This window comes from Lysinibacillus sp. FSL K6-0057, assembly GCF_038630885.1.
GTDB classification, from domain to species: domain Bacteria; phylum Bacillota; class Bacilli; order Bacillales_A; family Planococcaceae; genus Lysinibacillus; species Lysinibacillus fusiformis_F.
On sequence record NZ_CP152047.1, the window covers coordinates 3,230,863 to 3,246,528 of the forward strand.

The 15,666-nt window shown below is 38.2% G+C and carries 10 protein-coding genes, 2 pseudogenes and 1 riboswitch; of the genes and pseudogenes, 2 read left to right on the plus strand and 10 right to left on the minus strand.

Annotated features, from left to right (window positions below):
* Window positions 1-193: 193 nt before the first annotated feature.
* From MHB40_RS16150 to MHB40_RS16165, 4 genes and pseudogenes are all read right to left on the minus strand, one after another.
* A pseudogene (locus MHB40_RS16150) lies at window positions 194-868 on the minus strand (ribonucleoside-diphosphate reductase); the annotation flags it as partial.
* Window positions 869-1,075: 207 nt separating this feature from the next.
* Window positions 1,076-1,957, minus strand: coding sequence for a DUF559 domain-containing protein (locus MHB40_RS16155; RefSeq protein ID WP_342532937.1), 882 nt, complete (start codon window positions 1,955-1,957; stop codon window positions 1,076-1,078).
* A 93-nt stretch (window positions 1,958-2,050) separates the two neighbouring features.
* Window positions 2,051-2,848, minus strand: a pseudogene (locus MHB40_RS16160) (ribonucleotide reductase N-terminal alpha domain-containing protein); the annotation flags it as partial.
* A gap of 200 nt (window positions 2,849-3,048) precedes the next feature.
* A complete protein-coding gene (locus tag MHB40_RS16165) occupies window positions 3,049-3,828 on the minus strand; it encodes a biotin/lipoate A/B protein ligase family protein (protein WP_342443752.1) in 780 nt (259 codons plus the stop codon).
* A gap of 263 nt (window positions 3,829-4,091) precedes the next feature.
* On the opposite strand from MHB40_RS16165, the gene MHB40_RS16170 reads away from it, so the two are divergent.
* Window positions 4,092-4,478 carry a rhodanese-like domain-containing protein gene (locus tag MHB40_RS16170; RefSeq protein WP_004231073.1) on the plus strand — a complete coding sequence of 129 codons (387 nt, stop codon included), beginning with the start codon at window positions 4,092-4,094 and terminating at the stop codon, window positions 4,476-4,478.
* Between the two features lie 208 nt (window positions 4,479-4,686).
* Here the strand turns inward: MHB40_RS16170 and MHB40_RS16175 are convergent, their stop codons facing one another.
* A complete protein-coding gene (locus tag MHB40_RS16175) occupies window positions 4,687-5,202 on the minus strand; it encodes a hypothetical protein (protein ID WP_342440947.1) in 516 nt (171 codons plus the stop codon).
* Window positions 5,203-5,506: 304 nt separating this feature from the next.
* A riboswitch (glycine riboswitch) is annotated at window positions 5,507-5,583 on the plus strand.
* Window positions 5,584-5,748: 165 nt separating this feature from the next.
* Here MHB40_RS16175 and MHB40_RS16180 point away from each other — a divergent pair.
* Window positions 5,749-7,086: an amino acid permease gene (locus MHB40_RS16180; protein WP_342532938.1), complete on the plus strand. Its 1,338-nt coding sequence runs from the start codon at window positions 5,749-5,751 to the stop codon at window positions 7,084-7,086.
* A 33-nt stretch (window positions 7,087-7,119) separates the two neighbouring features.
* On the opposite strand, the gene MHB40_RS16185 is transcribed toward MHB40_RS16180, so the two are convergent.
* The 5 genes from MHB40_RS16185 to MHB40_RS16205 all read right to left on the minus strand — a co-directional run bounded on the left by MHB40_RS16185 (window position 7,120) and on the right by MHB40_RS16205 (window position 15,419).
* Window positions 7,120-8,085, minus strand: coding sequence for a glutaminase (locus MHB40_RS16185; protein ID WP_205444295.1), 966 nt, complete (start codon window positions 8,083-8,085; stop codon window positions 7,120-7,122).
* A 68-nt stretch (window positions 8,086-8,153) separates the two neighbouring features.
* Window positions 8,154-9,569, minus strand: coding sequence for a M20 family metallopeptidase (locus MHB40_RS16190; protein WP_342532940.1), 1,416 nt, complete (start codon window positions 9,567-9,569; stop codon window positions 8,154-8,156).
* Between the two features lie 19 nt (window positions 9,570-9,588).
* Window positions 9,589-10,809 carry an MFS transporter gene (locus MHB40_RS16195; RefSeq protein WP_205444297.1) on the minus strand — a complete coding sequence of 407 codons (1,221 nt, stop codon included), beginning with the start codon at window positions 10,807-10,809 and terminating at the stop codon, window positions 9,589-9,591.
* A gap of 308 nt (window positions 10,810-11,117) precedes the next feature.
* Complete coding sequence (locus tag MHB40_RS16200) at window positions 11,118-12,419, minus strand: hypothetical protein (protein WP_342440951.1); 1,302 nt, start codon at window positions 12,417-12,419, stop codon at window positions 11,118-11,120.
* A gap of 153 nt (window positions 12,420-12,572) precedes the next feature.
* On the minus strand, window positions 12,573-15,419 hold the full coding sequence (locus MHB40_RS16205) for a hypothetical protein (RefSeq protein WP_342532941.1): 2,847 nt from the start codon (window positions 15,417-15,419) through the stop codon (window positions 12,573-12,575).
* Between the last annotated feature and the right edge of the window lie 247 nt (window positions 15,420-15,666).

Genomic DNA, 15,666 nt, shown 5'->3' on the forward strand with positions numbered 1-15,666 from the left:
CTTTCTTACATTAGGCAATTTTGAATTTTAATGAATGTGTAATGTTGCGGTCTCGTGCCCGGATTATAGTCTACAAAGTAGGATCACCGGGTATGCGTTGCCCCTGACTAAAGCTTTACCATTAGCCTTCGGTTCGGATTAGCATCTCAGCCTTCCCGCTTTATCCCGCAATTTTTAACGTGAGGCGAAGTCCACCACACGGGTTAGTCGCTACAACACTTTGACCATATGCCTTTGCATTTGTCATGTCATTCGCGTTGTCAATGAAGAAAATACCTGGCTCTGCCGAGTATGTTGCACATACATTAATTAAATTCCATAACTCTTTTGCTTTAATTGTACGGTATGTGCGGACTTTATAGCCCATTTTCTCCCATTCACGAACGTCACCAACTTCATGCCATTTCGTGTTATAAACGCTCATTTCTTCCTTTGTATATTCTTCAACGGCTGGGAAACGAAGCTCGAAGTCAGCGTCTTTTTCAACTGCTTCCATAAATTCTTTTGTTAATGTCACAGAAATGTTGGCACCTGTTAAAAACTCTGGGTTATGAACTGTGTATGTGCCACCATCACGTAATTTATTTTCAGCATCACGAATGATCGCTGTATCGAATCCACCTAAGCCTTCAATGTTTTTGTAGTTCACGATGCCTTGATACATCGCTTCTTCTTGCATAGAAAGTGGCTTGAAGTTTAATTTTTCTTTGGCTAGACGGATGATTGTTTCATCCGTTGTATTTTCGATCAGGTAACGCAGAATACGTGGATTTTGCATTTTGGAAATAATAAACTCCACAATATCTGGATGCCAATCTGCTAGCATAATCATTTGTGCCGATTTCTTACGCGGGTTCGCTACACCCACTCTCTATGTCACCATAGAAGTTGAGACCATATCTTACATCTTATTAGATGCCCTCGCACTTCGGAGTGGCTTCACTCCTACTCTACTCACTTCCGCTAACTTAGCGTGTTTTCGATGGTCGTTGAACCTTCCCCTTTAAAAGGAGCTTGGCTGCTGATTGTCTTTATCCCACTACTATTTTCAAGCATTCACGTTTACCGTTTCCGATTACGTTGTAGCTAGCAGTGCATTTATAATGCGTTTTTTAACATTTTCAAAATCATTTTTTATCTCATCTTCCCAAAAACGGAGTAAAGTGTAACCATTAGCTGCTGCAATTTGATTTTTTTCGAGATCCCTAGCTTTTATTCTCTTTTGTACTTCATAAAAAGAGGAATAAAATTTTGGATTCCTATGCCAAAAATCACCATCACATTCAATTAGAATATTTGTCCCAACTAGTAAGAAATCAAATTGTGCACCTTCAAATATAAAGGAATATTTGTAGGTGATTGATTGTTCAACTAAGAAATTCTCTAAAGCTGTTTCAATACTAGTTTTTCTAAACGTTTCCCTCTCTATTTGCTTTAATGCAGCTTGTCGAATCTTTTCAATGGTTTCTTTACTATAAACCCCTGTCTTACCGCTATTCCATGAAGGCGTTCCATTTATTTTTCTAGTTTTAGCTGTTTTTGAAATGATATTATTAAAATGAACCTTTTTTTGTTCATTTGGCATGTCATTATGCCACTTACCTGTATTTTGGGATCGAAGTCTACTCGCACACTCTTTACTACAAGTTTTAGTCTGCCGATGTTTTTCATCGAATAGTTTCCCACAAATTACACAAGTTAAAGGCTCGCCTTTTCCTCGACAGCTTCTACTACAAAATTGATTAGGAATACCTCGCCTCAGTTTAACCTTTTTATTACATAAACTATAATGACAGATCACCATTTCTATTGGATAAAAATAAGATATTAAATAATTATCTAATGTTAAATTATGCTCATTTTTCAAATGAGACGTAAACCATCCTTGTTTATTATGATTTATTGTAAAACCACATATTAAACAAGTTTGTGGTTGTATCGCATCATAAACATCCATATTTCCCACCTCGATTAAAGTGACAATATTTCCGTTAAAGAGTTTCCAGCAATTCACGAGGTTTGTTTACGCAGAAGCACTTAGATTATGCTTACCTCTGCGGCTACCACCTTGTTCGACAAGATGAGTCAGCTTCGCAATATCATCTAACCATGAGACAGAGCCAGATGATTTACCATTTACACCACGTGCTAACGTGTTGCGTGGACGTAATGTTGAACCATTTGTTCCTACACCACCACCACGACTCATAATTTCCATTACTTGCTTACGGTGATCACTAATCCCTTCACGAGAGTCAGCTACAAATGGCATCACGTAACAGTTAAAGAAAGTTACATCTGTTTCAGATCCAGCTCCATAAATCACTCGTCCTGCAGGAATGAATTTTAAAGATACTAATTGCTTATAAAATTTCTCAAACCATTCTTGGCGTTTTTCGGGTGTTTTTTCAACAGCAGCAAGGCCTGTTGCATTTCGTTTTGCGATTTGTTCATAAAAAATCTCAAGAGGCTTTTCTAGCACGTCAATTGAACGCGTAATCACTCCCGTTTCTTGCTCTTGCGGATCGTCTAATGCGCTACGATAATCTTCCTCAATCAAAATATCTGCTGTTTTTGTAGACATGTCCAGCTTTTGAATTGTCCCTAAGCCACGTGCAGGAAATTTTGGGTCAGCTTTTACCGTTAATACAACAAAGTCGCCGGCTTTCAATGTTTTCTTTTCTGTGTCTTTAAACGAATAGCGATCGATCATGACGAGTCTTGATACACCTTTGTGTGTAATATGCATATCAGACGTTACGGGGTGTACCTGTGGGAATTGTTCGATATCTTTGTTTAACTGTTCAAATTGATTGTTTACTTCGGGTTGATGATTTGTGAGTACCATCGTTTTGCCTCCCTTGTTTTCTTCATTACAAAATAAATACACAATATCTCGTGTCGTTAAACACTACATATTGTGTATATGTCTTTAAAAAAGATACTATATATAGTTTTTTAATTCAACTCTTGCTTTTTTTAATAGATTCCGAACTACTTGTTATGACTAGGGTTAAACATTAAAAAATATTTTTTCCATACCATTTTTTACTTTTTAAAGTTCCACTCATCAGAAGCATATTTTTTTTCTTCTAAAGCTCGGACATATTCAAATTGCTCCTCAGAAAGTGTAAATGGTTTTAATTCAATTTGCAACGATTTTGCAAAGCCGTCTCGAAAAGCTGTCACACACTGCTCAACTGTCACAGGCTCTTTTACAAGACTATTAATGGCAACAGCCTTTTCTGGTAGCTTTCTGCGCATACGATTCTTCGATTCTTCACTTGAGAAATTAAATACGGATAATAATTTCTCCTGGTCCAAATCTAATAAAATGGCGCCATGCTGTAAAATAACACCCTTTTGACGTGTTTGGGCACTACCCGCTATTTTTTTTCCTTCCACGACAAGTTCATACCAACTTGGTGCATCAAAGCAAACAGCACTCTTCGGACTCTTCAAGTCAGCTCTTTTCTCCTCTGTATCAGGTACACTAAAATAGGCATCCATACCTAGGTTATGGAAACCTTGCAAGATTCCCTCACTTAACACACGATAGGCCTCTGTCACAGACTCTGGCATATTCGGATAGCTTTCCGTCACAATAACGCTATAAGTTAACTCATGTTCATGCAGGACAGCTCGTCCACCAGTAGGACGTCGTACAAAACCTAAGCCTTGTTCCCGTACAGCATCTAAATTAATATCTCTTTTGGCTTGTTGAAAATAACCAATCGACAATGTTGCAGGTTCCCACTCATAGAAACGAATCACCGGTGGAATTAACCCCTCACTATGCCAATCAAGTAATGCTTCATCTAGTGCCATGTTAAAAGAAGGACTACATTTCCCTGAATTTAAAAAATACCAAGTTGTCATATGTTCATCTCCTACAAATATAAAATGATCCATCAGGCCCCACCTGTGGTTCAACTTTAACGAATAATATTCTACAGTTCAAGTTGCGAACGATTGCTTGTGTAACGAGATAGACGAATTCGCCACAACCTAGTTAATTTTATCAAACTCATTGGACTATCGCTAGCGCATCTTTTATAATAATAGGGAAGATAGAAAGGGGTAAGAAAATCTTGGACATACTTATCACAATCGGTGTCGTTTTAGTAGTCACAATTGCATATATCGGTATTAATGCACTACGACTCAAAAAAGCCGTAACCAACCTAACGCAAGAGCAATTCATAGAAGGCTATCGTAAAGCCCAGCTGATCGATGTTCGTGAGCAAAAAGAATTTGATGCTGGTCACATTCTTGGTGCACGAAACGTTCCTTCGACAACACTACGTCAACGTTATAAAGAAATCCGCCCAGATTTACCAGTATATCTATACTGTCAAAATACAGGCCGTAGCTCACGTGCTGCATTATTTCTTAAAAAACGTGGGTACAACCAAATTTACCAACTTCAAGGTGGTTTCAAAACTTGGACAGGTAAAATAAAAGCAAAAAAATATTAATGCTCTCATGTAAAGAAGTCGTCTCAAAGAACTATGAGACGGCTTCTTTTTTAAAAAATTCAGAGTTTCTACTATATTATATCTATTGCAAATGATGATGTGCCAGCTTCGTGTATACTAAGTCCCTAATCATACATTGGACAGAAAAAGATAAAGTAACAAGAAGCAATTTAATTCACTTTTTGATACCAAGTCTTTGAGCGGATTTTCACATAAGTATGAGCGCTTTGGCACCTTTTTTGAGCGGGGTCCTTATAAGTATGAGCACCTTGATACTCTTTTGGAGCGGCTTCCTCATAAGGAGGAGCGCTTTGATACTCTTTTGGAGCGGCTTCCTCATATGTTTGAGCGCTTTCACACCTTTTTGGAGTAGCTTTCTCATATGTTTGAGCGCTTTGATACTCTTTGAAAGCGGGTTTCTTATAAAGATGAGCACTTTGATACTCTTTTGAAGCTGTTTCCTCATAAGTATGAGCACTTTCACACCTTTTTGGAGCAGCTTTCTCATATGTATGAGCGCTTCGACACACTTTTGGGTCGGCTTCCTCATAAGGATGAGCGCTTCGACACACTTTTGGGTCGGCTTCCTCATAAGGATGAGCGCTTCGACACACTTTTGGAGCGGCTTCCTCATAAGGAGGAGCGCTTGGACACTTACTATGAGCGATCTTCCAATAAGTATGAGCACTTCGCTTCTCTCCAGAGCATACCTAATAAAATTCATCACTTTCTACTCCATTTAAAGTAGTCCCCTCAGAATATTGCTCATTATCACTATATTAGCTTCCATAGAATCAGCCTCTACACCTCACATTTTAAACACCCCATCATCAAACACTTTGTATGACCAAAAATCCTATTTTTCGTTAGAGATATACCAGTTACGAACCCTATTCTTCTATTTTTCTGAAAATAGTCAAAATTTATTGTTGAATAATTTTGGAAGCACTGATAGGATGTATAGTATCTTACAATAATATTTGATTATGAAATTAATAAGCTATGAATGCTATGGATCAAACTATAGCAGGAGCAGTTCTGGAGAGAGCGCACATTGCGTCGCCGAAGGGTTCACTATCTCAGGCAAAAGGACAGAGGAGTAATAGCAGCTTTTATAAGCGATGCTACATGTAATATTCAACCTATTTCATGTAGACATCTGCAAGTAAATGGTATTTGTTATTCTGACGTTTTTCCGAGACTAGTGTCACAACTAGTCTCTTTTTATTTTTCCAGTCATAGTTTTTTATGCATCTTGAGGGGGATTAACGTGGAACAGCAACAATTAAAACGTGATTTAAAAAATCGCCATGTGCAGCTTATTGCCATTGGTGGAACAATTGGGACTGGTTTATTTTTAGGTTCTGGGAAAGCCATTGCCTTAGCAGGACCTTCGATCATCCTAGCCTACTTAATTGTAGGTACTGCGCTATTTTTTGTGATGCGTGCCTTAGGTGAATTGTTACTATCCAATGCAGGCTATACATCATTTACGGATTTTGCATCCGAATACATAGGGCCTTGGGCAGGTTATGTAACAGGCTGGACATATTGGTTCTGTTGGATTATGACGGCGATGGCAGACATTATTGCAGTGGGGGTTTATACACAATATTGGTTTGATATCCCACAATGGGTGCCCGCTATTGGTTGTCTCGTATTGTTGTTACTACTCAATCTATTAACGGTTAAGCTTTTTGGTGAGTTAGAGTTTTGGTTCGCTATTATTAAAGTTATTACGATTGTGGCACTTATCATCATTGGTCTTATTATGTTAGTGACAGGCTTTCAAACTAGCTCGGGAACAGTAGCAGTTGAAAATCTGTGGGCACATGGGGGTATGTTCCCAAATGGTATATATGGCTTTTTAATGGCCTTCCAAATGGTTGTCTTTGCATTTGTTGGTGTGGAATTAGTGGGAGTTTCAGCAGCTGAAACAGCAGATCCTCAAAAAAATATTCCATCTGCCATTAATAAAATTCCATTTCGTATTTTGCTCTTTTATGTAGGGGCATTATTTGTCATTCTATGTATTAACCCATGGTATGAAATGTCTGCCTCAAGCAGTCCATTTGTCCAAGTATTTACATTAGCGGGTATCCCGATTGCTGCTGGTATTATAAACTTTGTTGTCCTTACTTCAGCCGCTTCAGCAGGTAACAGTGGTTTATTTTCCACAAGTCGGATGCTCTATACTCTTGGCAACAACAAACAGGCATCTCTAGCATTTGCAAAGCTCAACAGAAATAGTGTGCCAAGTAATGCACTCGTTATATCTGCTATTGTTGTATCAGTTGGCGCTCTATTAAGTAAGTTGATGCCAGAGAACGCCTTTAGTATTGTGACGACGATTAGTGCGATTTGTTTTATATGGGTGTGGAGCATTATCATCATTTCGCACATCATCTACAAACGAAAAAAACGTGCCTTACATGAAGCTTCAACCTTCAAAGCACCGCTGACACCTTTTATCAACTATGTCGTGCTTGCGTTCTTTGCCTTTCTATTAATTGTGATGTTTATTTCTGAGGCTACGCGTACAGCACTGCTATTAACACCGATTTGGTTTATCGCTTTATTTATTATTTACAAAATGAAAAAAAGATGACTTCAGACAAAGCGCTGAAATCATCTTCACTTATTAAAATATTGTCATATCCCATTCTGTTGCTAGATGTTTCAGCAACTGTACACCTGCCACACTGTTTCCTATTGGATCAATCGCTGGTCCGTAAATTCCGATACCACAGCCAGTAGGAAACGGGGAGTTCAGGCTTGCATGGCCTGGAACAGCGGCAAGAATCGCACCTGATACACCACTTTTTGCGGGGAGGCCAATAAATGCTGCAAACTTCCCTGAGGCATTGTACATACCACATGTCACCATCAAAGCCTTCGCTAATTTCGCCACTTGTTTAGGGAATAGCTGTTTCTTTAACAGTGGGTGATAGCCATCATTGGCAATAACTAAGCCAATCATAGCTAAATCTGATACATTGACTTCAATTGCACATTGCTTCAAATAAACCTCAAGGGCCGCATCTACTGAACAATCTAGAAAGCCAGAATCCATTAAGTAGTACGCCAATGCTCGATTACGATTAGCCGTTTGCCACTCTGACTCAAACACTTCTTCATTGATACTTAATTGCTTGCCGATGATTTGTTCTAAAAATTGTAGAATCTTTGTGACCTTCTCTTGTGGAGAATGACCAGCCAACATGGAGGACACCGTAATAGCCCCAGCATTAATCATCGGATTAAAGGGTTTACCTGGCTGATGGCTTTCTAAGCGAATAATTGAGTTAAAGGTATCTCCTGTTGGTTCAACATCTACTCTTTCTAAAACATATGGCAAGCCTCGATCCATACAGGCTAATATAAATGTGATGACCTTGGAAACGCTTTGAAGGGTAAATAGTTCTTCGGTATTTCCTGCTTTGATTTCATGGCCATCTGTCCCAATAATTGCCACAGCTAATTGGTTGGGATCTTTTTGGGCTAAGGCAGGGATATAACTAGCACATTGCCCTTCGTTGGCAGCTGCACGATACTGTGATACCCACTGTGCTACAAGATGATGCTGATGATTGGGTTGTGTTGACATGTCGCGTTCTCCTTTCAAATGAGGCAAAAACAGAGCCTTCATAGTTCTCCTATGAAGACTCTATCCTGTTAGCGCTTAGGTGGCTGTGTGCCCTCTGGAATTAATGATTGATATGTTTCTCCATCAAGCCGTTCTTGCCATTCCTTTTTCGCTTCTTCAATGTATACGGGATTTTCCAGCAACGCTAAAGCTGTACAAGCCATAATTTTAGCAGCCTGTAGCATACCTTTATGCGCAATTGGCATAACTCCCTGAGACACCACCTGCCATGTGTGTAATGGTGTCCCTAATGCCATACATACCGTTGTACACTGCACAGTTGGTACGTTCCAGCTGACATCTCCAACATCTGTAGAGCCACCCATAATAAATTCAGGTAGCATGCCTGGAACATGATCAGCTATCACTTTTCCTTGTAATTGTTTGACATCCTCTTTACGCAAGCCTACTAATGAAGCAGCCTGTACTTCTGGCGTAAATGTATTGAAAATAGCCTGCGCGTACTGTTCATCCTCTATTGTATAGTCTGGCATGCCAATTTCAAGTATTTGTTGATACATTACATCATAAAGCGTTTTATTTGTAATCAAATCCGAAGCAGCTCCTTCAAACTCAATGTCCACTGACGTCCCTGTCATCATTGTGGCACCCTTTGCAATATGTTCTACGCGCTGATAAATTTCCTGCACTTGCTGCTTTTTAGGTGCTCTAACAAGATACGTTACCTCTGCATATGGTTGAACTACATTTGGCGAAGTTCCACCTGAATTCGTAATGGCATAATGCACACGCGCTTCAGGAATGATGTGTTCTCGTAAGTAGTTTACCCCAACATTCATAAGCTCAACAGCATCTAAAGCACTTCGCCCAAGATGTGGTGCAGCCGCCGCATGCGCACTTTTGCCCGTAAACTTAAAGGTTGCGGCATAGTTTGCTAGAGAACTACACGTCATCACGGTCGAAAAAGTACCTGGATGCCAAGAAATCGCGATGTCAACATCATCGAAAAGACCAGCTTTTGCCATATAAGCTTTACCAGATCCATTCTCCTCTGCAGGGCAACCGTAAAAACGGATTGTTGCTGATTGATGATTTTGCGCTAAATAATCCTTCACAGCTACAGCAGCTGCGAATGCGCCTGTACCTAATAAGTTATGACCACAACCATGTCCGCTTCCACCCTCCACAAGAGGTTCATGTTGTGTTGCCCCACCTTTTTGACTCAAGCCGGGAAGCGCATCATATTCACCTAGAAAGGCAATGACAGGCTTTCCAGAACCATAAGTTCCAACAAGCGCCGTTTCAAGACCAGCAACACCAACGTCTGTTTGAAAGCCCTCTTTTTCTAGTGCCTCTTTCATATATTGCATCGATTTTTTTTCTTGAAAATGAAGCTCAGGCACAGCCCAAATTGCATCGCTTAATGCTACCGTAGCTTGCTGTTTTGCTTCAATTAATGCCGAAATTTTTTCATGATAACTCATTTTCATTCCTCCACTTTCATTATGCTTTTAACAGTGTTCCTTTTTGGTCGTTTAGCGTGACAAGCGACACGATACAGATAAGCGCAAAGCCAATTAACATCCAAAAGGCTGCATCAAAGGAGCCATTAAAGGCATCAACCATAAAGCCAATCGCCATTGGTGTGACAAACCCAGCTAATTGCCCCCCTGTATTGGCAATCCCCATTGCAGAACCTGTGATAGAAGAAGGTAATTTCTTCAGTACAATAACAGGTAGTAATGTAATGACAAATGCAATAAAGATTGACACGACCGTTTGGTAGCCAATAAATAACGTTACTGTTTCGGCAGTAAACATTAAATACAATAAAAGACCAATAACTGCGCAGGAGATAGAGCCTAACACTTTATCCATCCCTTTTGGTAACTTATCAATGATATATCCGCTACCATAAACACCTATGATCGTTGTAATGGCAGGTATTGTTTGTGCCCAACCAATGGACATTAAATCCAAGCCTCGATTTTTTTGAAGATATGTTGGAATCCAAGAAACTAATCCCCAGTTCACTGCATAAATACAAAAATAAGCAATAATTAAATTCCACATTAGTGGTGTTTTCAATAACTCTTTAAAATTCACTTTATTCGCAGGATTTTCTGTTTCAGCTGTAGCTGTTTCGTCTTGCGGAAGTTTAATATATTTCCAATATAAAAAGGCAACTATTGCGCCAATGGCCCCAATGATAATAAACATCATGCGCCAGCCAATCGTTCCTAATAAATAGGCAGCTAGCAGCGGCACGATGAGTGAGACAATCCCACCAGAAGTAAGCATAATGGACATTGCTCTGCCTCTTTCTTCTTTCGGGAAGATCGTAGCTATAATCTTAGAGCTTGATGGCTGAAATCCACCCTCGCCAATGCCAAATAAAAAGCGAATCACAATCATCGCTGTTAAAGACCAAGCAATCGCCGTTAGGCCCGTGAAAATAGACCACATGATAACCGCCATCAATAAAACTCGTTTTGCACCAAATTTATCAGCAAGCCAGCCACCCGGTATTTGCATAATGGCATAGCCTAAAAAGAAAGCGCTTAAAATAATTCCCGTAGAAGATGCATCCAATTGCAAATCCCCTGTAATCGAAACGACTGCATAGTTCATAATGTAGCGATCCAAATTCCCTAAAGACCAGCCTAAAAATAATAGTGCAAGGATGACATTTCTAGATTTTTTCGTTACTTCATTTGTTGTCATTCATATCCCTCCCATATATAGACATCTTCTCTTTATTGCCATGACCGTTCTTGATTATCATTGCCCCCTGTCAATAAACCCCCTCTTATATACCGACAATTTCGTTATATATTCGTATAATAATCAAAGTTCAATGAAAAAACAATATTTTTTTGAAAATTTCTAATAGATAATCGTCTTCGCATCCCCTTATTATTTACCTAAAAAGTCGCTGAATTCGTTGATTCATCTGTATTAAGCGCTTCTTCTAAAAAAAGCACAAAAAATGTCCCACACCACTTATTGGCATGGGACATTATTATAAATTTTTAGACAAGTTGATACATTTTTATAGGTCTACCTCGAGTATGCTGCAATTCTTCTCCACAAATTCTCGCTAAATCGACATTACATAAATCTGCCACGATCCGTTGGGCATTTCTTTCACTCATTTGCAGCTGTGTCGCTAAATCCTTTGTCGTAAAATGCTTCCAACGCATTTTCTGTACGAGTGCATGGATTTTCATATAGGTTTTAATACTAATATTCCCTTTTTTTAGTTTTTCTAAAATATAAGGGTCTTCTGCTCGGTAGGAATAAGATAGCTCTTCTACATTCCCTACCGATTCAATAATGGTGCCATCATCCTGTATCATCACGATATCAATGGCTTCATTTTCCTTTGTCTGTCTTAGTCCTCGGTGAGCATGTAACTCGGCATTGAACACTGTTTGAGCAAAACCAATACCTGCTGTCACCTTTGCCTCCATTTCAATCGATAACTGATACATTTTTTCTTGTAAAAATCGTATTTGCCCTTCAATAGCTCCTCTTGTACTAAAGATCGTATATTTGCCGTTCCCCTCTTCAATAAGAGAGCCATCAATCTGTTCACAGAGCTGTAGTAGATTTTCCTTCGTACGCAACTCTAAATATTGAATACGATAGCCTTGCTTCATGCGCTCTTTTAATGAATCGAAGTCCTTTATTTCAAGCATGACCGCACCAATTTGCGTTTCTTTATAATAGGACGTTTTGATCTTTTCTGTAAAAAGCTGAACCGTATGATAAATTTCTGTTTTTGTCGGAGAAACCCAATAAGACGGAACACCACGTTTCTTCAGCTCTTCATCAACAGAAGGATAACAAGTAATCGCAAAATCAATCTTTTTCGCCTGCCAAAGACTATAGTGGAAATCAAATAACTCTTGTGGATCAATAGCCACATCAAATTCCTTTAGATACATGTGATGAACATTATTCTGAATCTCCGCAAGACTTTCTGAAGCCATTTCAGAAGGCGAGGGGATAATGTCAATACTGACATTTTCAATAAACTTTTTTTGTTGATAGGACTGCTCTAAAAAACCTCGATAAATGGCCGCTTCGGAAAAAATAATATGGGTCAATTTATCTTTGGAAACATTCGTTTGACTGGCAATTTTATAGGGAATGTAGCCAGAAAATAGCCAGAAATCTACAGCCTGATTATGTGTCTCCACAAGATGCTTTGTTTCTGTCGCCACTTTATATATATACGGAATAAATTCCATATCCTGTTCGATTTCTCTCGCTAATCCAATGATTCTTTCAACGGATTGAATGGGACCAACAACACCTATTTTATACATCTTTTGTTCCTACCTTCTTTGTGAAACTACCATCTTTATGTAAACTATTTCTTCCTTTGTTGTACCTAGTATAGCGGACAATCAAATTACTAGACAAATCTTATGTATAAAGAAAAGCCTCGAAAACTGTTCGAGGCCATCTAGAAGTAACTATTATTGCTCAGTTGGATACATTTTTGTATAAAGTAATTCTAATCTTTTAGAAAGCTTACCATAGGCAGTTTTCCATGCTTTGCGCGCTGTTTCATCGCCCCCTGCTGGTTCGTATTTAGTATGCACCTCGTCAACCTTTTTCAAATCACCCTCTGCTTGTGTGAGCTTCGAATAATTTTTAACAACCTTCTTATCAGCATCACTCAATGCATCATAGGCTTTACGGATATCACTTACTTTCTCCTGCAAACCATCAATATATTCGCCTTTTTCAAGAAGTAAATTGATCGATTCAATTAGCGACAACGCATTTTCATTCGTTTGCTGTTGTCCTTTTTGCTGATCAATAATCAATTGTCGAGTCCCTGCATCAATCAGGCTCACTTGTTTAGATGTAAGCTTTTCAAATGCCTTGATAACGGTGCTTGGATTAGTCGCAAAGGATTTCTCATAGGTCTTCATAAAGCTTTCCACTTTTTTCACATCTGCAAGCGCTGTTTTTAAAATATCATAATTCGTAATCAACTTTTTATCACTTGAACTAAGACTACTATACTGCGTAGAAAGATTTTTAATTGTTTCAATCGTTACGACATAGAGATTATTGGAAACAATTGTAGCAATGTCATTATTTAGCTGTGTAAGCTTCGATGCATTTTCATCGATATTTTGATTTTTTAATAAAGCTTCATATTGTTCTTTTGCTAAATGCTGCTGATTCGCTGGTAATTTTGCATAAGCTTTTTGCACTGTTTCAATTTTTTTAGCTTTTTTCGCAGCATCTGTTTCTTCTCTAGCAGTCTGTATTTTTTTATAGAATGATTTCACACCCGTAATATCCTTCTTTGCCGCCGTTAATAAATAATAATTTGTCACATATTTTCTTGCAGCTGAAGACAATTTTTTATAGGATTCGGTAGCTGTATCAACAGCCGTTTCTAATTGATTGAATGAATATTTCGTCACATCCGCAAATTTGGCGATATCTGTCTTTAACGCCTCTGCTGCTGCTTTATCAGTAGGCACTTTACCATTGCCATCAACAGAAATCTTTGGCGTGTTTAGTAAAAAATCTTCAGCATTATATACAAGTGACTGCTGTAAATTCGTAAGATTATTATAAGCTTTTAAAGTACTTGTATAGCTTGAATTAAGTTTACTTTCCGTAACACCAGTGGTTGCAGATAACTTTTGATACGCATCCATATCTTTATTTACTTTTTCGGCTGCTTTTAAATCTTTCTGTAAGGTAACAAGACTATCATAGCCAATAATTTGTGCTGCTGAGGCTTTCGTTAAGCTCTTGTATTCTTTGATCATTTGATTGACATTATTGACATGACTTTGCCATGAACCAGCAGACGGATCGAACGGATAGACATCATCACCAATATAGCTATCTATATCATGATTTAGTTTTGTAATTTGGCTTTCTTCAGCACGTTCTGCTGTAGTCAAACGTTGCACATACGCATCTGGCACTAATTTTAATTGTTTATACGTTAATTTTTCATAGGCTGTTCGAATGGATTTAGCCGTCGTCACTTGTTTATTCGGTGTAATATTTGTAGCTAATTTATCAAATGATTTAATAAATTGCTCGACCTTTTTAATATCCGATTTAGCCTCAGTCAAAATGGCTTGGTTTTGAACAGCGGCTCGGTAGCTTTGTGATAGTTTCTCAATATCTGCTTCAAGCGTCTTCACAATCTCCTGTAAGGAATCAACATCAGCAGCTACATATTTCACAAGTGAATTCTCATAAGTTAGTAAATTAATAATGGCTTGATTGAGACTTCTCACTGCTTTTATCTCTTCAAGATCATTTGGCTCATTTAATAGATTTTTAATGCTCTTATATAAGGTCTCATTTACATCTAAGCTACGCTGTAACAGATCTAGCTTATTATAAGCCTCTTCTATTTCCTTAATTTCTTTTTCATTACTAGTCTCTATTTTGCTCCATTTTTCATTTAACTTATTTATTAATTCAACATCAGCAAGCGCTCGCTTTAAAACATCGTAATTGGACACATTCCCTTTAGCTGCTGCTGATAAAGATTGATAGTTTTTTTCTAGTTCCGCAACTTTAGCACCAAATTCTTCTAAGCTTGACATATTATATTTATTATCGTTGACCAGTAATTCTTTTATTTCTTTAGTTAAAGTATCAGTTGGTTGTTTAGAGACCGTAATGGTATCCGATAGTTTAGATTCCGCAAAAGAAAGACCCACTTTTGCTTTAACTGTGACAGCAATATTCTTAATATCCTTTTCAATAGCATCCTTTGGGATCGTATAGGTACTACCCGTAGCTCCCTCTATGATAGTAAAGGAGTTATCACCCAGTTTATAAAACCATTGATAACTATATGTAATTTGACCACTTTGCAATTCTGCACCATTCTTATCAGTGACAGTAATACCAGCTACTTTCACTGTTTCCCCAGGTGCTGCAAAACCAGAAGATTGACCTTCTAACGTTGGAATGGTGATTTCAAGATCTAATGGCTGAATTTTGCGTGGTTCACTTTGAAATTTTTTATTTTCTGTCGTAGTTGCTTCCACAAAAATGGTTTTTCCAGCTGCTTCGATGGGCACTTTTAAGGAAATGGACGTAGCACCAGGAATCGGCTTATTTGTTGAACCCTCTTCACCAGTAATTTCCTCTAGGTAATACCATTGATAAGCATTGACGATAGTTTCATTTGGTAATTTATCCACTTTCAATGTTTCATTGACAATATTTTTCCCACTGACTGAAACTAGTTCAGTTGCACCTGCTACAGTTGGAACAATAAGTGCTACAGGAATAGCTGCTGCTGTTAAAAATAATTTTTTATTCAAATCTATTGACCTCCTCAATCCTTCTAATGAATTATATCGGTCATATGGCCATAATTTCCTTGATTCTACGGTAAGTATTGTAAAAAGTGTATTTTCTCCTGATTCTCATTTTGCAAAATAATATTTTTTTGATATCATTTTATTATTTTTGATTTATCAATGCATTTAAATAAACACAACTTCAAACAAAAGCCTTCTAACCCGCATTCGTAGCATCTACGATGAGATTAAAAGGTGTTAAAAAAAT

Excerpts from the sequence above, each read along its gene's own strand:
- MHB40_RS16155 (WP_342532937.1), bottom strand. The coding sequence starts at position 1,957 with ATGGATGTTTATGATGCGATACAACCACAAACTTGTTTAATATGTGGT.
- MHB40_RS16165 (WP_342443752.1), bottom strand. The coding sequence starts at position 3,828 with ATGGCACTAGATGAAGCATTACTTGATTGGCATAGTGAGGGGTTAATT.
- MHB40_RS16175 (WP_342440947.1), bottom strand. The coding sequence starts at position 5,202 with ATGAATTTTATTAGGTATGCTCTGGAGAGAAGCGAAGTGCTCATACTT.
- MHB40_RS16185 (WP_205444295.1), bottom strand. The coding sequence starts at position 8,085 with ATGTCAACACAACCCAATCATCAGCATCATCTTGTAGCACAGTGGGTA.
- MHB40_RS16190 (WP_342532940.1), bottom strand. The coding sequence starts at position 9,569 with ATGAGTTATCATGAAAAAATTTCGGCATTAATTGAAGCAAAACAGCAA.
- MHB40_RS16195 (WP_205444297.1), bottom strand. The coding sequence starts at position 10,809 with ATGACAACAAATGAAGTAACGAAAAAATCTAGAAATGTCATCCTTGCA.
- MHB40_RS16200 (WP_342440951.1), bottom strand. The coding sequence starts at position 12,419 with ATGTATAAAATAGGTGTTGTTGGTCCCATTCAATCCGTTGAAAGAATC.